Source organism: Nocardia seriolae NBRC 15557 (assembly GCF_007990715.1).
Lineage (GTDB): Bacteria > Actinomycetota > Actinomycetes > Mycobacteriales > Mycobacteriaceae > Nocardia > Nocardia seriolae.
The window spans coordinates 1-16,588 of the sequence record NZ_BJWY01000027.1 but is presented as its reverse complement, the minus strand read 5'-3'; the positions used below and the strand labels follow the sequence as shown (position 1 = coordinate 16,588).

18 protein-coding genes are annotated in these 16,588 nt (G+C 68.1%); 6 read left to right on the top strand and 12 right to left on the bottom strand.

Going from position 1 to position 16,588, the window contains the following annotated elements; translation table 11 throughout:
- Positions 1 to 46 precede the first annotated feature (46 nt).
- Together NS2_RS11295 and NS2_RS11290 are read right to left on the bottom strand one after the other, a co-directional pair.
- Positions 47 to 547, bottom strand: a complete 501-nt coding sequence (locus tag NS2_RS11295; RefSeq protein WP_052086307.1) for a GtrA family protein — start codon at positions 545 to 547, stop codon at positions 47 to 49.
- A gap of 80 nt (positions 548 to 627) precedes the next feature.
- Positions 628 to 906, bottom strand: a complete 279-nt coding sequence (locus NS2_RS11290) for a hypothetical protein (protein WP_143161203.1) — start codon at positions 904 to 906, stop codon at positions 628 to 630.
- Between the two features lie 358 nt (positions 907 to 1,264).
- Here NS2_RS11290 and NS2_RS11285 point away from each other — a divergent pair, with 358 nt between their 5' ends.
- The gene (locus NS2_RS11285; protein ID WP_425575536.1) at positions 1,265 to 3,475 is read left to right on the top strand and encodes a phosphocholine-specific phospholipase C; all 2,211 of its coding nucleotides are present in this window, start codon (positions 1,265 to 1,267) and stop codon (positions 3,473 to 3,475) included.
- Here NS2_RS11285 and NS2_RS11280 read toward each other — a convergent pair.
- Complete coding sequence (locus NS2_RS11280) at positions 3,396 to 4,241, bottom strand: ABC transporter substrate-binding protein (protein ID WP_228102502.1); 846 nt, start codon at positions 4,239 to 4,241, stop codon at positions 3,396 to 3,398. The genes NS2_RS11285 and NS2_RS11280 overlap by 80 nt on opposite strands.
- 231 nt (positions 4,242 to 4,472) lie before the next feature.
- Here NS2_RS11280 and NS2_RS11275 point away from each other — a divergent pair, with 231 nt between their 5' ends.
- Positions 4,473 to 5,414 (top strand): hexose kinase, encoded by a 942-nt coding sequence (locus tag NS2_RS11275; protein WP_036545575.1) that lies wholly within the window; start codon positions 4,473 to 4,475, stop codon positions 5,412 to 5,414.
- Here NS2_RS11275 and NS2_RS11270 read toward each other — a convergent pair.
- From NS2_RS11270 to NS2_RS11260, 3 genes are read right to left on the bottom strand one after another with little or no spacing between them, the layout of a single operon-like run.
- A complete protein-coding gene (locus NS2_RS11270) occupies positions 5,403 to 6,596 on the bottom strand; it encodes a cytochrome P450 family protein (RefSeq protein ID WP_033087506.1) in 1,194 nt (397 codons plus the stop codon). The genes NS2_RS11275 and NS2_RS11270 overlap by 12 nt on opposite strands.
- Positions 6,597 to 6,616: 20 nt before the next feature.
- The gene (locus tag NS2_RS11265) at positions 6,617 to 7,348 is read right to left on the bottom strand and encodes a DJ-1/PfpI family protein (protein WP_033087507.1); all 732 of its coding nucleotides are present in this window, start codon (positions 7,346 to 7,348) and stop codon (positions 6,617 to 6,619) included.
- 15 nt (positions 7,349 to 7,363) lie between these two features.
- Entirely contained in the window at positions 7,364 to 8,320 is a 957-nt protein-coding gene (locus NS2_RS11260; protein WP_033087508.1) for a GlxA family transcriptional regulator, read from the bottom strand.
- Between the two features lie 131 nt (positions 8,321 to 8,451).
- On the opposite strand from NS2_RS11260, the gene NS2_RS11255 reads away from it, so the two are divergent.
- From NS2_RS11255 to rplL, 3 genes are read left to right on the top strand one after another with little or no spacing between them, the layout of a single operon-like run.
- Complete coding sequence (locus NS2_RS11255; protein WP_033087509.1) at positions 8,452 to 8,835, top strand: acyl-CoA thioesterase; 384 nt, start codon at positions 8,452 to 8,454, stop codon at positions 8,833 to 8,835.
- Entirely contained in the window at positions 8,835 to 9,248 is a 414-nt protein-coding gene (locus NS2_RS11250; protein WP_052086310.1) for an acyl-CoA thioesterase, read from the top strand. Before NS2_RS11255 ends, NS2_RS11250 begins: the two co-directional genes overlap by 1 nt.
- A gap of 41 nt (positions 9,249 to 9,289) precedes the next feature.
- Positions 9,290 to 9,673: a 50S ribosomal protein L7/L12 gene (gene rplL / locus NS2_RS11245; protein ID WP_033087510.1), complete on the top strand. Its 384-nt coding sequence runs from the start codon at positions 9,290 to 9,292 to the stop codon at positions 9,671 to 9,673.
- A gap of 78 nt (positions 9,674 to 9,751) precedes the next feature.
- Here rplL and NS2_RS11240 read toward each other — a convergent pair whose 3' ends face one another.
- The 5 genes from NS2_RS11240 to NS2_RS11220 are packed head-to-tail and all read right to left on the bottom strand — an operon-like array spanning position 9,752 to position 14,905.
- Positions 9,752 to 10,600 carry a MerR family transcriptional regulator gene (locus NS2_RS11240; RefSeq protein ID WP_306455124.1) on the bottom strand — a complete coding sequence of 283 codons (849 nt, stop codon included), beginning with the start codon at positions 10,598 to 10,600 and terminating at the stop codon, positions 9,752 to 9,754.
- A gap of 23 nt (positions 10,601 to 10,623) precedes the next feature.
- The gene (locus NS2_RS11235) at positions 10,624 to 12,087 is read right to left on the bottom strand and encodes a flavin-containing monooxygenase (RefSeq protein WP_033087512.1); all 1,464 of its coding nucleotides are present in this window, start codon (positions 12,085 to 12,087) and stop codon (positions 10,624 to 10,626) included.
- Entirely contained in the window at positions 12,084 to 13,004 is a 921-nt protein-coding gene (locus NS2_RS11230) for a ferritin family protein (RefSeq protein WP_033087513.1), read from the bottom strand. The genes NS2_RS11235 and NS2_RS11230 overlap by 4 nt, the downstream gene beginning before the upstream one ends.
- Position 13,005: 1 nt before the next feature.
- Positions 13,006 to 13,905, bottom strand: a complete 900-nt coding sequence (locus tag NS2_RS11225; protein WP_045437201.1) for an SDR family NAD(P)-dependent oxidoreductase — start codon at positions 13,903 to 13,905, stop codon at positions 13,006 to 13,008.
- A gap of 1 nt (position 13,906) precedes the next feature.
- Positions 13,907 to 14,905: an alpha/beta hydrolase gene (locus NS2_RS11220; RefSeq protein ID WP_033087514.1), complete on the bottom strand. Its 999-nt coding sequence runs from the start codon at positions 14,903 to 14,905 to the stop codon at positions 13,907 to 13,909.
- A gap of 126 nt (positions 14,906 to 15,031) precedes the next feature.
- On the opposite strand from NS2_RS11220, the gene NS2_RS11215 reads away from it, so the two are divergent.
- On the top strand, positions 15,032 to 16,069 hold the full coding sequence (locus tag NS2_RS11215) for an oxygenase MpaB family protein (RefSeq protein WP_063897704.1): 1,038 nt from the start codon (positions 15,032 to 15,034) through the stop codon (positions 16,067 to 16,069).
- A gap of 89 nt (positions 16,070 to 16,158) precedes the next feature.
- Here NS2_RS11215 and NS2_RS35960 read toward each other — a convergent pair whose 3' ends face one another.
- Positions 16,159 to 16,323, bottom strand: coding sequence for a hypothetical protein (locus tag NS2_RS35960; protein ID WP_155239244.1), 165 nt, complete (start codon positions 16,321 to 16,323; stop codon positions 16,159 to 16,161).
- Positions 16,324 to 16,588 lie beyond the last annotated feature (265 nt).

The following is a 16,588-nucleotide window of genomic DNA, read 5'->3' as shown; positions in this document are numbered from 1 at the left end:
GAACCGGACCCGCGCAACAGCTTCCCCAGTATCGAGCACCGGCAGGCTAATCGACGCCGACCCGCGGCCGAGCCCCGGTGCGGAAAACGAGCAGCCGCATCGAGGCGTACATGAAAAGGCCCTCGCCGAGAGCGCCGATGACGCGGGCGAGGCGGTAGTCGAGGCCGAGCGCGGCCACGCCGCTGGTCACGCCGAGAATGAAGACCAGGTAGTTGACCGTGACCACCGCGAGGTAGACGGCGAACTGCGGGGCGAGGGCCGCGTGCGATTCGAAGTTCAGGACCCGGTTCAGCAGGTAGCTCAGTGCGAACGCGGTGACATAGCCGGCGGTCACCGCGATCGGCAGCGCCAGTCCGAGCATCCCGTGCAGGACGGTCAGCACCAAAAGGTCGGTCGCGAACGTGAATCCGCTGACCAGCAGGTATCCCACGAAGGTCGGCGCGATCAGCCGCGCCAGCCCGAACGGCAGCCGGGCGACCACCCGGTCGCACACCAGGTGAAACCAGCGCACCGCGCGTCCCGGCGGCGCAATCGTTTCGGTTCGCACCCGACCACGGTGTCATCGCCACATGTCCCCCGGGTGATCACCGGGCCAACTCCGCGCGGCTCGATGCCGCGCGAGCCCGGTCAGTCCTCCGGGTCGGTGTCCTCGATGAACAGATCGATGCGGGTCGACGCGCAGGATTCTCCGATGCGCGCGGCCAGCATGGCGCGCACGGCCGCCCGCGCATCGATGAGCGAGCGCACCCGCAGCGCCCCGAGTCCCGGGGCCGGGCTGTACCGCTTCACGATCCAGTCGCCGTCGAACAGGGCCAGGGTCACGATCATCCGATCCGGTGCGCCCGGCGGCTCGAAATCCGCGCTACACCGATGCATTGCCGTCGTCGTGGGCATTGCCGTCGTCATGCCGATTCCTGTTCGCCGATACCGAGGGTGCGCTGTGCCAACAACTGTCGGGTATATCGCTCCGGAACTGAAATCCGAATTTCGGCCGGATTCGAAAGCCCGACTTGTGAATCGGCGGACCAATTCATGTCCACCCGACACCAATATCCAACGATGCGCATCGGGAACCGACGCGGTAGCGTCTGCCGCGCCGCCGGGGCGTGCCCGACACATCGGCGGGGTGTGGGTCGAAAGTGCTGGCTGACAGGCGGAATGGAGATTTCGGATGGGGCGTGGATTCGGTACGTCGAATCGGCGGACGATGCTGGGTGGAATGCTGGCCGCCGGGGCGGCCGGGATGACCGGATTACCCGAGGGCATGGCGCAGGCACTGGCCGAGCCGGGGCGTTCGGGGTCGCTGGATCAGGTTCAGCACGTGGTGATTCTGATGCAGGAGAATCGTTCCTTCGATCACTACTTCGGAACCATGAGCGGCGTACGGGGTTTCGGGGACAAGCGCGCGGTGCGATTGCCCGCGGGCGGTTACGACCCGATTCTGCAGGCGGCCATGGACACCGCGCTCGCGGGCGGGCCGGGGACCGATCTGGGCAGCGGATCGGCGGGCACCGGCAGCGCCAGCGGATCGGCGAGTGGATCGGCCAGCGGATCCGCGAGCGGTTCGGGCAGCGGGAGTAGCAGCGGGTCGGCGGGCGGCGATACCCGCGACGCGTTCCATCAGCCGGATGCGTTCAGCAGCACCGGATTCCTGCTGCCCTGGCATATCGACACCGGCCGGGTGGACGGGCAGGACCTCGGCGATCTGGCGCACGACTGGAACACCACGCACATGGCGTGGGCCGACGGCGCGTACCACTCGTGGATCGCGGCCAAGTCCAAGATGACCATGGGCTACTTCACCGAGGCCGACATTCCGTTCCATCGTGCGCTGGCGTCCGCGTTCACCATCTGCGACCACTACTTCTGCTCGATCCAGGGACCCACCACCCCGAATCGCCTGTTCCACTGGACCGGAACCATCGACCCGGCCGGGCGCGCGGGCGGCCCGGCGGTCTCCAATCCCCCGGATTATCGGCCCGTATATTCCTGGACCACCTATCCCGAACGCCTCCAGCAGGCCGGGATCTCGTGGCAGGTGTACGCCGATTCGCACAGCGGCGGCGACTTCCTCGCCGACTTCGGCGACAATCCGCTGTGGCTGTTCCGCGCGTACCACGACGCGGCCGCCTCGCCGGATCCCGCGATCCGCCAGCTGGCCGACCGGGCCAAGGTGACCACCGCCGGAATGACGCCCGCACCGGCCGGAACCGACGGCACGAATGTGGATTACGTTCTCCAGCAGTTCATTTCCGATTGCGCCGCGGGCACGTTGCCGCAGGTTTCGTGGGTGGTCGCGCCCGCCGGATACTCCGAGCACACCGCCTACCGTCCCGCCGACGGGGCCGCCTACATCCAGCGCGTCCTGAAGGCCCTGTGGGACAACCCGAAACTGTGGGGGTCCACCGTCCTGCTCGTCAACTACGACGAGAACGACGGCTTCTTCGATCACGTGGTGCCGCCGACCGCGCCGCCCGGCACCCCCGACGAGATCCTGCCGTCCATCGAAATCACCGGCACCGACCTGAATTCCGGGTCGGCGACCCTCGGGCTGTCCTCCGGCTCGGCGGCCATGGACACCTTGATCAGCCGGGCCGGTGCGCTGCTGGGCGGGCAGTCGCCCATCGGCCTGGGGCCGCGGGTGCCGATGCTGGTCATCTCGCCGTGGAGCCGGGGCGGCTACGTGAATTCGCAAGTGTTCGAACACACTTCGGTGCTGCGCTTCCTCGAACAGTGGACCGGCGTCGTCGAGCCCAATATCTCGCCCTGGCGGCGTGCCGTGTGCGGCGACCTGACCAGCTGTTTCGATTTCGGCAGGCGCGACACCAGCATTCCCACCCTGCCCGACGCCGATGCCGAACGCGCCCGTGCGGCCGGGCAGAAGAATCTGCCCAAGCCGATGCCGCCTTCGCCCGCCGGACAGCAGATGCCGGTGCAGGACGGTGGCCGCGCCAAGGCCCGCCCGCTGCCGTATCAGCCGGTGGCCTGGCTGGAGGTGGCCGGATCGGCCGCGACGGTCCGGTACGGCAATCAGGGTTCGGTCGCCATGCCGTTCCAAACCTTTGCCTACCAAGACAATTCGATCCGGCAGACGGTGGTGGGGCCGGGCGCGAATGCCGAGGAGCGATTCCAGGTCGGCGGCTCGTACGACTTCGCGATCCACGCGCCCAACGGGTTCCTGGTCGAGGCCGCGGGTTCGGGTGACACCGCGGCGCTGACGGCCACCGCCGCCATCGGGGGCAGCGCCGGTCAACCGATTTTCGTTGTCACGGTGAGCAATTCCGGTGGATCGGCACTGACCGTCCAGGTCAGCGGCGGCTCCCCCACCACGATCGACGCCGGATCCAAGCGCGATATCACCGCGCCGCTGGATCAGGGCTGGTACGACCTGGCCCTCACACTGTCCGGAAACTCCAACTGGCGCAGGCACTTCGCCGGCCACCTGGAGAACGGGAGCGCGAGCAGTACCGCTTGATCAGGATTCGAAGGCGGCCCGCCATTCGGTCAGCGCCTCGGCCTCGGCACGCAGGTATCTGAGTGACTGTTTCATGTAGACGCGGGGATTCGTGTCGAGGTGGCGGGCCCACGCCGGTTTCGGATCCCCGCGCATGACCGTCCAGCAGGCCAGCGCGTACCCGTACCTCGCTGCCCAGCGGCAGGCCGTAGCCGGAGACGCCGCCGCCGAGGGCCTGGATCTTCTTGGCGGCGTCGGTGAGTTCGGCCCAGGTCTTGGGCGGTGCGGCGATCCCGGCCTTGGCGAACAGGTCGGTGTCGTAGAACAGGGTGCGGGTCGAGGCGAACAGCGGTAGCGCCCACTGGGTTCCGCTGATGGAGGCGTTCTTGGCGAAGCCGGGCTGGATATCGCCGATCACCGACGCGTCGACGACATCGCTTGCGGGATAGAGCTGCCCGTCGGTGGCGAAGGTGGAGTAGGCGTCGATGTTCAGGATGTCGGGTGTGGTCCCCTTGGACTGCAGCTTGGTGCGCACCACGTCATTGATCGAATCCCAGGACTCCATCGAGAGTTTGACCTTGACGTCCGGGTTGGCCTTCTGGAAGTCGGCGATGATGGCGTCCCACTCGGCCTTGGTGCCGTCGCTGTAGGTCGGGGCCAGGAAGCTGAGCGTATTGGGGTCCGAGTCGTCCGACTTGCTCCCGCCGAACCCGCAGGAGGACACCGTCAGAACCAGGCCGGTGATCAGCGCAACCGAGGAAAGTGCGCCGCGCAGTGGACGTTTCACGACAAGTGCCTCTCAATCTGCACACCCCGCGCCACGAATCGCGGATGATGGTGCGAACGATTCGAATTGTCTGAATCTAACCTGAATCCTGCTCGAATGTGATTGTTTGATCTGTAAATTGACAGTGAACGATCATCGGACCGATCCTGGGTACGTGTCCTCCGAAAGACCCGGATCGGCCACGCAACCCCAGCCGATCGGCCATATCGGGCCGATGGGTGTGCCAGAACGGTGTCCGACGTGATCCTCACGGTGACCATGAATCCCGCCTACGACATGACCTATCGGCTGGAGCGGCTCGAACCCGGGCGGGCCCAGCGGGTGCTGTCGGTCGAACAACGCCTGGGCGGCAAGGGCATCAATGTCACGCGCATCCTGTGCCAGCTCGGCAGCTATTCGCGCGCAACGGGTTTCGCCGACCACACCTTCGCAGCCGCGGCCGCCGACGAGTTCCCCGCCGATTTCGTGCCCGCCCTGCCGTGGGTGCGGCGCACGGTGGTGATCAGCGAATCACGCGACGGCACCGCCACCGGCCTGTGGGAGCCCGGCGCGTACGTGCACGAACTGCACGCGGTCGATCGGCTCCGGGATCGAATCCAGTTCCTGCTGCCCGAATTACGCGGGTTGGTGGTGTCGGGATCGCTGCCCGGGGGCATCGACGAGACGGTACCCGCCGCGCTGGCGCGCGCCGCCGTCGCCGCCGGTGTCCCCACCGTCTGCGATGTCGACGGCCCGGCCCTGAAGCTGGCCGCCGCGGTCCCCGGCGTCATCCTGATGCCCAATCGGGACGAACTCGAACGCCTCACCGGCGCGGTCACCGCACGCCCCGAGGCCGTGGTCGCCGCCGCCCGCCCGCTGCTCGACGCGGGCGTCGGGGCCGTGATCGCCACCCTCGGCCCCGACGGCATGGTCGCGGTGACCGCCTCTTGCGCCTGGTCGGCCACCCTCCCGGAACCCTTGGCGGGCAATCCGACCGGCGCGGGCGACGCCGCCGCGGCCGCGGTCGTCCGCGCCCTCGCCACCGGCGACGAACCGGATTGGCCCGCCATCCTGACCGACGCCGTCGCCACTTCCGCGGCGGCCGTGGTCATCCCGGTGGCGGGCGAGAGCGACCTGACCCTGCGCGACCGCCTCGCCCCGACCGTCCGCGTCAGAGGCTGGTCATTTCCGTAGTCGCACAGGCAGTTTTTTCAGGCCGTGAATGACCGGGTTCGAGTACCAGCGCAGCCAGGAGTCGTCGACGGCAAGCTCCAGGTCCGGAAAGTGTTGCAGCAGAGCGGTGAAGGCGATTCTGCCCTCGAGGCGGGCCAGGGGTGCGCCGACGCAGTAGTGGATGCCGTAGCCGAAGCCGAGGTGGGTGGCGCGGTCGCCGGTGGGGTCGAAGTCGTAGGCGTCGGCGAACTGGCGCGGATCGCGATTGCCGGCGGCGAGGGCGACCAGCACCAGCTCGCCTTCGGGAATGGTGGTGTCGCCCAGGGTGATCGGCTCCTTGGTGAAGCGGATCGAGGCCATGTTCACCGGGCCGTCGTAGCGCAGGAATTCCTCGACGGCGGCGGGGATGAGCGCGGGCTCGGCGCACAGTCGTTGCATCCGGGACCGGTCGCGCAGCAGGGTGAGGGTGCCGTTGCCGATCAGGTTGACCGTGGTCTCGTGACCCGCGACCAGCAGCAACAGCGCCATGCCGATGAGTTCGCCCTCGTCGAGTCCGGCATCCGCGTCGCAGACCAGCGCCGACAGCAGATCCTCGCCTGGCCGGACGCGCTTGCACTGCAACATCTTCCGCAGGAACGCCACCATCTCGTCGAACACCTGGACCCGGTCGACGCCCGGTTCCAGGGTGCCGACCAGCGCCTTGGTCCACTCGCGAAAGGTCCCGCGATCCTCGATGTCGACATCGAGCAGATGGCAGATGACCGTCACCGGCAGCGGCACGGCGAAGGATTGCAACAGGTCCACCTCGTCGTGGCCGGCCATGGCGTCCAGGAGTTGGTCGGCGGTCGCTTCGATGACCGGTTGCAGGGCCGCCACCCGGCGCGCGGTGAACGCCTGGGACACCGCCTTGCGCAGCCGGGTGTGGGTGGGCGGATCGGCATTGAGCATGTGCCGCAGGCCGTCGTGGGTGCGCGGGAGGTCCGAGGTGCGGCCGTACTTGCGCTCGATCACCGTCTCGAGGGCGTCGATGTCCTTGCCCAGCCGCGGGTCCGCCAGTGCGGCCCGGCACTCGTCGTAGCCGAGGACGAGCCAGCGCGGCACGCCGTCACCGAAGTGCACCTGCCGCACCGGCCCCTCCTCGCGCCAATGCCGGTAATACGCATGTGGATTGGCGAAGAACCGATCGCCGAGCTGCTCGCTCACCCTTCCGACGGTACGGGAATTCAGCGCCGGACGACGGCGCGGTCCCGAATGCGATTGAGCGTCAACCGCCAGAAGGGGGTGGCCAGATCCACCGGGATGCGCGGTTTGGCGGCGCGCTTGGTCATGTCCAGCCGGGCCTTGCGGAGCAGTTCGGCCGGGGCTTTGTCCGGGTGTCCGGTGTCGTAGGGCGGGTGCGGGTCGTATTCGATGGTCAGCTGCGTCAGCTGCGCGATCTCGTCGCCCGCGATCTGCCCGACCAGCCACAGCCCCAGGTCGATGCCCGCGGAAACGCCCGCCGCCGTGACGATCTTGCCGCTGCGCACGATCCGGTCGTGCGGCCGCGATTCGGCGCCGAAGGCGGCCAGGGCGGGCTGCGCGGCCCAGTGCGTGGTGGCCGGATGCCCGCGCAGGATGTCGGCGGCGGCCAGGATCAGCGCGCCACTGCACACCGAGGTCGTCCACTGGGTGTTCGGGTGCACCGCGCGCAGCCATTCGATGAGCTCGCCATTGGCCATCGCGTCGGTGGTCGCCGCCTCCGACCCGCCCACCAGCACCAGATCCGGCGCGGGGGTCTCGGCGAAGGTGTGGGTCGCGCCCAGCGCCAGGACACCGCTGTCGGAGACGATCGGACCGACTTCGTTGGAGACGAAGCGCAATTCACTGTCGGGGATTCCCCGCAGCACCTCGTAGGGCCCGACCGCGTCCAGGACGGTCATGCCGGGATACAGAACGATGGCGATCTGGAATGTCATGGGACACTCTCTCCTTCAGAACTTCGTGAACCGGGCGCGGTATTCGCCCGGCGGTATTCCCAAGTGCCGGTGAAAGATTCGATACAGGGTCTCCGGGCTCCCCAGCCCGACCGCGGCGGCCACCCGGTCCATCGGCTGATCCGTGGTCTCCAGCATTCGCCGGGCCGCGGCGATGCGCACCTGTTCCACGTAGCGGGCGGGCGTGGTCCCGGTCTCCCCGGCGAAAACCCGCGAGAAATGCCGGGTACTCATCCCGACCTGGGTGGCCAGCGCGGGCATCGACAGGTCGGAGGTCAGGTTCTCCTCCATCCAGACCTGAAGTGCCCGAAGCGAATCGCGCTTGGGCGGATCGGCGGCCAGCGGCGCGCTGAACTGACTCTGCCCGCCGGGCCGGTGCAGGTAGACGACCATCCAGCGCGCCACCTCCCGCGCCAGCTCGGGCCCGTGGTCGGCGGCCACGATCGCCAGCGCCAGATCGATCCCGGCCGTGACCCCCGCCGAGGTCCAGATCCGCCCGTCCCGCACATAGATCCGATCGGGCTCGGTGGTGACGGCGGGGAACCGCCGGGCCAGCAGCTCGCCGCCCGACCAGTGCGTGGTGACGCGGCGGCCGTCGAGCAGTCCGGCCCGGGCGAGCAGGAAGGTGCCCGAGCACACCGAGCCCAGCCGGGCCGCCTGCGCCGCGACCCGCCCGACCCCGGCCACCAGCGCGGAATCGTCCATCGCGGTGAACACCGTCAGCCCGCCGACCACGAGCAGGGTGTCCACCGGCCCGTCCCAGGTGTCGAGCCCGTGCGCCGCGGTGACCTCGATCCCGGACGACGAGCGCACCGGACCGGCCTGCGCGGCGGCCAGCTCGACCCGGTACCCCGGATCCGCCCCGAGCGCGGCGGCGCCGGTGAAGACGTCGGCCGGTCCGGCCAGATCCGTCAGTTGGAAGCCGTCGAAGACGACTATCAGGACCACCCGCATGTCTCCAGCCTGCGGCCCACCCGTGATGGCGTCAATGACACGACTCTTGCAGATTCGGCCATTCGGACGGTGGCCGGTCGGTTGCGGTAAGCGCGTGCTTGCCGTGTTTCGTCGAGTGATAAGAATGCCGGGTGGCCCGACATCTTTTCCTGTGTCCCCTGCGCTGGTCCGATATGGACGCGGACGGGCACGTGCACAATGCGGCGCATCTGCGCTACCTGGAGGAATCCCGGATCGACCTGTTCTGGACCCGCGGTTTCGGCGGCTCCAACGTGGTCGCGCAAATGGACATCGACTACCTGACGCCGCTGCGCTACCGGGCCGAGCCGGTGCGGATCGAGACCTGGGTGACCAGGATCGGCACCTCCTCGTTCGCACTCCAGCAGGAGATCCGCGACGCGGAGGTGGTCTACTCGACGGCCGTGTGCACCATGGTCGCCTTCGACCCGGAGACCCAGAAGTCGCGGCCGCTGCCGGAGGACCAGCGCCTGCTGCTCAAGGATTTGGAAGGCTGATGCACACCTACGAGATCCAGCTGCGCCGCACCGACATCGACGCGCAGCAGCACCTGAACAATGTGGTCTTCGCGCAGTTCCTCGACAAGGCGCGCGCGGACCTGCTGGACCGCCACGAATCCTCGGGCGCGCCTTGGCGAGTGGTGGTCGCGGGCCAGCGGCTGAGCTACCGGCAGCCGTTGCTCTTCCGCACCGCGCCGGTCACGGTGACCTCGATCGTGGAGCGCATCGGCACCACCTCGTTCACGCTGGCGCACCAGGTTCGCGATCATGAAAACCTGTATCTCTCGGCAACTTCCACCCTGGTCGCGGTCGGCGCCTGCGGCGAGCCGGGCCACGACACCACCGCGCCACGCCCGCTGACCGGCAGCGAACGCGAATATCTGATGACCTTGGCCGCCCCGCGCGCTTAGAATCGTTGGTATCGCCTGGTCAGCGTTGCAAGGGGTAGATCATGGCCAAGATGACCGTCGTCGAGTTGCTCGACGTATTCAAAGGTATGACGCTGCTGGAGCTTTCGGAGTTCCTCAAGGCGTTCGAAGAGGAGTTCGGCGTCTCCGCCGCGCCGCCGGTCGCCGTCGCCCCCGTGGCCGACGCCGCCCCGGCCGAGGCGGCCGACGAGCAGAGCGAGTTCGATCTCGTACTGGAATCCTTCGGAGACAAGAAGATTCAGGTAATCAAGGCCATGCGGGAGATCATTCCCGGCCTCGGTCTCAAGGAGGCCAAAGACCTGGTCGAGGCAGCCCCGAAGGCAGTCCTGGAAAAGGTCGACAAGGACACCGCCGAAGCCGCCCGCATCAAGCTCGAGGCCGCCGGAGCCCGCGCCGCCCTGCGCTGAGAGTTCCGGCCCCGCGCTGAGCCGCACCGGAAGGTCGGACTCGCCGCCGGGCGAGCAACTCGCCCGGCAGGTCTCCCCTCATTCCGCCACGCGGCGGCGGGCGGCTGTCTCCAGGTAGGCGCCGAGCTCGGCTTGCAGCACCTTGTCGAGGGCTTGATCGAGGCTGTCGCGGACCGAGCGGAGGCCGAGATCGCGTAGGTGGTTGAGCATTTCGGTGGTGGCGGCGATCTCGGCGTCGGAGTCGGGCAGCCAGCCGGGGCCGTGCTCGTCGACGATCTGGTCCTTGGCGGCCACCACCATCAGGGTGGCGATGTCCTCGAGGCGGGCGACGACCGCGGCGTAGAGGTCGATGAGGCCCGGCAGGCGGAAGCCGTAGGCACTCAGGGCCGCGAAGGTTTCGAGCAGGTCGGGGCGGGTGAGTTCGGCGGTGTCGCCGTGCAGCCGGACCAGGCCGAGCTTTTCGAGGCGGGCCAGCTGGTCGCCGTCGACCTGCTGCTCCTCGCCCTCGCCGAAGAAGGTGTCGACGAGCTCGCGCGGAATCTCCACCGGCGCTTCGGTTTTGCCCCAGGTATCGGTGACGGCGCTTTGCAGGCCGAGGATCTCGGTCAGATCCTTGCCGGTCTCCCAGCTGGTGATGAAGTCCGCGATATGCGCGATGGTGAAGCCGCGCTGCAGCAGCGCGTCGATGATGCGCAGGCGCGCCAGGTGCGATTCGTCGTAGATGAGCGCCCGCCCGCTGCGCCGGGTGGGCGTGGGCAGCAGCCCCTTCTCCTGGTACGCCCGCACATTGCGGGTGGTGATGCCGGCGGCCTGGGCGAGATCGTCGATGCGGTATTCCGCCATCCGTGTCCCACCCGTCCTTTCCGCCAGTCGGTCGCCGACGGCGCGCAGCGCCCGTGCCCCGGTGCGGTAGAGCACCGTAGGCACGGGCAGCGCGCCTCGTGACGACATTAGCGCAGGTCGAAGTCGGCCAGGCGCACCGTGGCCAACTGCCGGGCGTACTGGGTGCCGAAACCGGGGTACATGGTGGCGTTGAAGCCGTCCTCGGTCAGATACCAGCTGCTGCACCCGGAGTTCCAGGTGGTGGCGGTCAACCGGCGTTGCAGGCGGCGGTTGTAGCGGTCCTGGCGGTCCCGGCGCGGTTCGAGGGTGACACCGCGCTCCAGCACGATCTTGATGGCGTCGGTCAGGTAATCGATCTGGGCCTCCATGTAGACCAGCGCCGAATTGTGGCCGGGGCCGGAGTTCGGGCCGAAGGTGAGGAACAGATTGGGGTACCCGGCGACGGTGACGCTCTTGAACGCGTAAGCGCCACCGCGCCATTCGTCGGCCAGCACCCGGCCCGCGCGCCCGGTCACCGGAATCGGCGTGCCCTGCTTGGACACCTCGAAACCGGTGGCGAAGACAATGCAGTCGAAGCGGTGCTCGATGCCCTCGGCGGTGCGGATGCCGTGCGGCGAGATCTCCGCGATCGGCCAGGTGACGAGCTTGCAGTTCTCCTGTTGCAGCGCCGGGTAGTAGTCACTGCTCATCAGCAGCCGCTTGCAGCCCGCCCGGAAATCCGGGGTGAGCTGGCGGCGCAGCCACGGATCACGCACCTGGGAGCGCAGATGCAGCAGGGCAACCGATTCCACCACCCGGGTCAGCGGCGTATTCCACACCACGCCCAGCGCCACCGACTCGTGTCCCCAGAACCAGGCCTCGCGCGCCAGGGTCTGGGTGACCGGCAGCTGCCGGTACACCTGCTTGGTGATTCCGTTGGTGCGCCGGTTGACCCGCGGCAGCACCCAACCGGGCGTGCGCTGGAAAACCTTCACGGCCGCGGCCTGTTTCACCAGTTCCGGAATGATCTGCACGGCGCTCGCCCCGGTGCCGACCACGGCCACCTTCTTGCCGGTGAAGTCGTAGTCGTGATCCCAGCGGGCACTGTGGATCTTGTGGCCCTCGAACGTATCGATCCCCGGGATGTCCGGGAACCCCGCGTTGGCCAGCGGCCCGGAGGCGAGAACGACGTTGCGCGCCCGCACTTTTCGACGCCCGCCGGAGAACGACAGGATCCACAGCGCGGCATCCTCGTCGAAGACCAGCCCGGTGACGTTGTGCCCGAACCGGATGTACGGCCGGATCCCGAACTCCTCGACCATGGAGTCGATGTAGCCGAGGATCTCCCCACTGCCGGAATAGGTTCGGGACCAGTCCGGGTTGGGCGCGAAGCTGTAGGAGTACAACCGCGACGGAATATCACAGGCCGCGCCGGGATAGGTATTGTCGCGCCAGGTGCCGCCCACCCGGTCGCCGCGCTCGAAGATGGCGAAGTCGCCGATCCCCTTCTGCCGCAACCGAATGGCCGCGCCGATCCCCGCGAAACCGGCGCCGATGATCGCCACGTCCAGTGGCTGGTTCGCCGCGCTCATGCGACCGGCTCGTAGGTGAGTTCCTGCGACCAGCTCGGCTGCTGCGGCAGCAGCCGCTCGGGGATGGCCCCGGTCAGTTTGACCAGGGTATCCGCGAGCAGGTGGTACGGGTGATCGCGGTTGATGACCCAGCCCGCGTGCATCTTCACGATCCGGTACATGGGCACCCGGTTGGCCATCGGATTGCGCTCCCCGACCTGCTTGAACCGAGCCATGGCGGCGTAGAGCTTCTCCTCGTTCACGCCCATCTCGACAATGTTGTCGCGCATCTTGTTCAGCAGCGGCACATAGCTGAGCACCCCGATCATGAGCGATGGCTTGACCCAGCCGCCCACCAGATCGATGGCCAGCTTGCGCACCGTGGAGTGTCCGAGCAGCTCCATCACGGCGTAATCGGTTGCCAGGTGCCGGGATTCGTCATTGTTGATCTTCTTGAAGACCTCCTGCGCGACCGGATCGGAGATCTCGTCGGTGACGAACTTGATCAGCGCGCCGTCCAGCGCCACCTCGAGCATGGGAATGACCGTGCCCAGGAACGACAGCGACATGCCGTCGGAGTACTTGTCCAGGAAGTCGATCACGAGCTTGACATTGATATTGGGCTCGGGAATCTCGTCCCCGTCCAGCATCCCCCACCGGCGCATGAGCGCCAGCTCGGCATTGGCGTGCCGCTGCTCCTCGGCGTGGAAGTAGCGGTAGATCTCGGCCAGCGTCCGGGTCGGGGCCTTCTTGGCCATGGCCGCGAAGCCGCGCGCCCCCACATTCTCGATCCACATGAGATCGGCCATGAACGGCTTGAGCTTGGCGTGCAGCGCCGGGTCGATGAGCTCGGCTCCCGGTGCGTCCCAGTGGATATCGGCCAGCGCCCACTGCCTGGACTTGATCTTGGCCAGCATATTGTCGAAGTCGAAGGACATGTCAGACTCCCGTCATCAGGTCGGTCTTGTCCGGCGTCGCCGAATCCTCCTGCGGCAGAACGCGATTCAGGACGCCGAGGGCTTGGGTGTAGAGGGCGGGGAAGTGCCGCTTGAGATGCCAGACCACCCGGGCGTCCAGCTGCGGCAGCACATACAGCGCGCCCCGGTCGTGGGCGTCGAGGGTGGTGCGGGCGACGCGCTCGGGTGAGAACCCGCTCACCTTCATGAGCCCCGCCGCCAGCCGCGAGGATCCGGAGCTGATCCGGCCGTCGGCAACCACGTTGGTCTTGACGAAGGTCGGGCACAGCGCGGTGACCGCCAACCCGCTGCCCGCCAGTTCGGCGGCCATGGTCTCCGACAGCGACACCACCGCCGCCTTGGACACGTTGTAGGCGGCCATACCGGGTGCGGCGGCGAAGCCGGCGGCCGAGGCCACATTGATGATCCCGCCGCGCCCGGCCGCGCGCAGCTGCGGCGCGAAGACCTCGCAGCCGTAGACCACACCCCACAGGTTGATCCCGAGCGCCCATTCCCAGTCGCGGAAACCGATGTCCCCCAACGGCTTCCCGCCGATGCCGACACCGGCGTTATTGATCACCAGGGTGGGCGCGCCCCCGAACAGCAACTCGGCATGCATGGCGAGGCTCTCGACGTCCTCGCGCCGGGACACGTCGCAGAAGAACGCGTGTGCCCGGCGTCCGTACCGCTGCTCGATCAGCCGCACGGTCTCGTCCGCGCGGTCCTTGTCGATATCCGCGCACACCACTTCCCCACCGCGCGCGGCGAGTTCGAGCGCGAAGGCCCGCCCGATCCCGCTGCCAGCACCGGTCACCACGGCTCGCGCGTCCTGCGAGCGGCGCTTGCCGCCGAGGGCGAAGACCAGCTCGTCGATCGGCCACATATCAGCTCACCTGCTCTCGCACCGGCGAATCCGACCGCGCCAGTGTCGAAGTCACGAATCGCGCGGTGCGCCGCAGCGCGGCGGCCGCCTCGGGCACCAGCAACGGCAGCGCCTGGAAGACGTGGATGCGCCCCGGCCACAGCTCGAGCTCGCACGGAACCCCGGCCGCCGCGGCCATATCCCGCAGGTGGCGGGCGTCGTCGGCGAGCATCTCCCCCGCGCTGGCCTGCACGAACAGCGGCGGCAGGGCCGCACCGGCGGGAATCCGCAACCGCAGCCGCGGCGACTCCGCCGGTTCCGCGGCGGTGTACAGCTCGATCAGCCGCCGCCCGACCCACGCCGGGGCCATGGGATCGGGCAGCACCCGATCCCGCCGCTCTGCCAGGGTCAGCGTGGGATCCATGAGCGGCGAGAACATGAACGCCCCGGACGGCTGCTCGTCCCCGCCGATCGCGTTCTGCAACAACAGATCCAGCGTCAGATGACACCCCGCCGAGTCCCCGCCGATCACCAGATCGCCTGCCCGGTAGCCGTGTTCGAGCAGCCACCGGTAGCCCGCCACCGCATCGTCGGCGGCCGCCGGGAAGGGATGCTCGGGCGCGAGCCGGTAGTCCACCACGAACACCGGCAGCCCGGTCGCCTTCGACAGCCGCGAGGCCAGCCCCCGGTGCGTGCGCGCCGAGCACACCACGTATCCGCTGCCGTGCAGGTAGTAGATGGCCCGATTCCCGTGCCGCACCCCGGCCGCGCGCACCCATTCGCCGCGCACCCTGCCCGACCGCACCGGCATGACCGCGGTCCCCGGCAGGGTCGGCCCGAAGGTGCCCATGATCCCGGCGATGAGCCCGCGCCCGGCCTCGATCCCGATCCGATTGTTCGGCAACAACCCATTGACCTGCCGCAACCCCACCACCGACGCCGCGGCCGCGAAGCGCGTGCGCGCCGCGGGCCGGGTGGGAACCGCCTCGGACGGGAAGGTCGCCATTGACCTTGTGTTCATGCCCCGAGCATCGCCGCTCAATGTGCCAGTTGTCAATGGCACATTGATAACAACCTAGATTTCGAAGGTCGGTGACCGGGGTGAGCCCGGCCACATTTTCGCGTGCCGAGCTGATACCTTTCGGCTATGACGGACTGGGTGTCGACGGGTGGCGAGACGGGCAGTGCGCGAACGAAACCGCTGGCATGGTTGACCGCTCCGGTCGAACCCGCCGGTGACAACGGCTTCTTCGGTCCGGGGTCGGTGACCTGGAAGGTGTGGGGCTATCCGACCGGGCTGTCGGTGGGCTTCCAGCGGGCGGTGGTGATCGAGGAGCTGGATCCGTTCCTGGTCGCCTCGGTGCAGCACACCGGAAAGGTGTACAGCCAGGCCAGGACTCGCTACGACCACACCCTCGCCTACTTCGCCACCGTGCTGTTCGGGGATACCGAGACCGCCACCAAATCCTCGGCGGTGCTGATGAAGATCCACGCCAAGACCGGCGTGGGCACCGAGCCGGTTTCCGGATTGCCCTATGACGCAAACGATCCCGACTCGCAGCTGTGGATCCACCTGACCGCGTGGCACTCCATCCTCTACGTGTACGAGCAGTTCGGCCCCGGCCCGCTCTCCGACGCCGAGGAGCACCAGTTCTGGAACGAGTGCGCGATCGCCGCGGAGTTGCAGACCTGCGATCCCGACAAGGTGCCGCGCACCCGCGAGGGCATTCGCTGCTACTTCGAGAACATCCGGCCGCGACTGGCCGCCAGCGAGATCACCCAGCAGATGATGGACCACCTGCTCAATGCCCGGGTCATGTACCCGCCGCTACTGGGCAAGCTCGGCCCCTTCGCCTGGGTGGCGAACAAATTCCTGCGCACCGCGACCATCGCGACACTGCCGCACTGGCAGCGCGATCTGGCCGCCATCCGGCAGTCCCGGATGGCCGATCTGCTGGTGCGATTGCTGGCCAAGCCGGTCTTCTGGGGACTGTCCAAGAGCGGCCGCCTGCAGCTGGCGCTGCTGGCCTGGCTCTCCCCCTCGACGGCCCCGATCGCCGCGCCCTTCCTGCGCAAGATCCCGGCCCGGGAAGCCCGGACCCTCACGCCCGCAGCGGCATTCGCGCAGTGGCACGTGCAGCCCCCCGCCGAGCTGTTCACCCAGTTGCACCGGCGCGCCGAATAACTCGCGTGACTCCCGACGAAAACGCCGACTGCCCCGAGTGATTCGGGGCAGTCGGCGTTTGTACGGGAGTCGTGTTCCGGAGACCGGCCTCAGCGGTGGGGGTGCACGCCGAGTGCGGCGCTGTAGATGGCGGCCTGGGCACGCGAGGCTCGGAGGTTGGCACGCTCGGACGCGGTCAGCGCGGACCGCGAGCGGCGCTCGCCGAGTACGGACAGGACGGTCAGCGGGTTACGGGAGAAGTTGATGAAAGCCATGACAGCCCTCCTTCAGGGGAACGGCCGGCTCACCGGGCTACGAAGCAGCAGCTCCGCAACGACGGGCCGGGAACGATGAGGGTGCGTGAATCGGTCTCGAACACGGACAGTCGCCGTGATTCATTCGTCCCTCACCTCCTCGCACCAGCCGTGACACCGATTACATGCCCCGCAGGTCACGGGGCGCAGAACGACCATTATTACCGAGATTCGACCGTCCAGTCAAACTTTGTTCACCTTCCGTTCACCAAAATCCCCTAGTACT

Coding starts and splice junctions, on each gene's coding strand:
- NS2_RS11290 (WP_143161203.1), bottom strand. CDS start 906: ATGACGACGGCAATGCCCACGACGACGGCAATGCATCGGTGTAGCGCG.
- NS2_RS11285 (WP_425575536.1), top strand. CDS start 1,265: ATGGCGCAGGCACTGGCCGAGCCGGGGCGTTCGGGGTCGCTGGATCAG.
- NS2_RS11265 (WP_033087507.1), bottom strand. CDS start 7,348: ATGACATTCCAGATCGCCATCGTTCTGTATCCCGGCATGACCGTCCTG.
- NS2_RS11260 (WP_033087508.1), bottom strand. CDS start 8,320: ATGCGGGTGGTCCTGATAGTCGTCTTCGACGGCTTCCAACTGACGGAT.
- NS2_RS11250 (WP_052086310.1), top strand. CDS start 8,835: ATGCACACCTACGAGATCCAGCTGCGCCGCACCGACATCGACGCGCAG.
- rplL (WP_033087510.1), top strand. CDS start 9,290: ATGGCCAAGATGACCGTCGTCGAGTTGCTCGACGTATTCAAAGGTATG.
- NS2_RS11235 (WP_033087512.1), bottom strand. CDS start 12,087: ATGAGCGCGGCGAACCAGCCACTGGACGTGGCGATCATCGGCGCCGGT.
- NS2_RS11230 (WP_033087513.1), bottom strand. CDS start 13,004: ATGTCCTTCGACTTCGACAATATGCTGGCCAAGATCAAGTCCAGGCAG.
- NS2_RS11225 (WP_045437201.1), bottom strand. CDS start 13,905: ATGTGGCCGATCGACGAGCTGGTCTTCGCCCTCGGCGGCAAGCGCCGC.
- NS2_RS11220 (WP_033087514.1), bottom strand. CDS start 14,905: ATGAACACAAGGTCAATGGCGACCTTCCCGTCCGAGGCGGTTCCCACC.
- NS2_RS11215 (WP_063897704.1), top strand. CDS start 15,032: ATGACGGACTGGGTGTCGACGGGTGGCGAGACGGGCAGTGCGCGAACG.
- NS2_RS35960 (WP_155239244.1), bottom strand. CDS start 16,323: ATGGCTTTCATCAACTTCTCCCGTAACCCGCTGACCGTCCTGTCCGTA.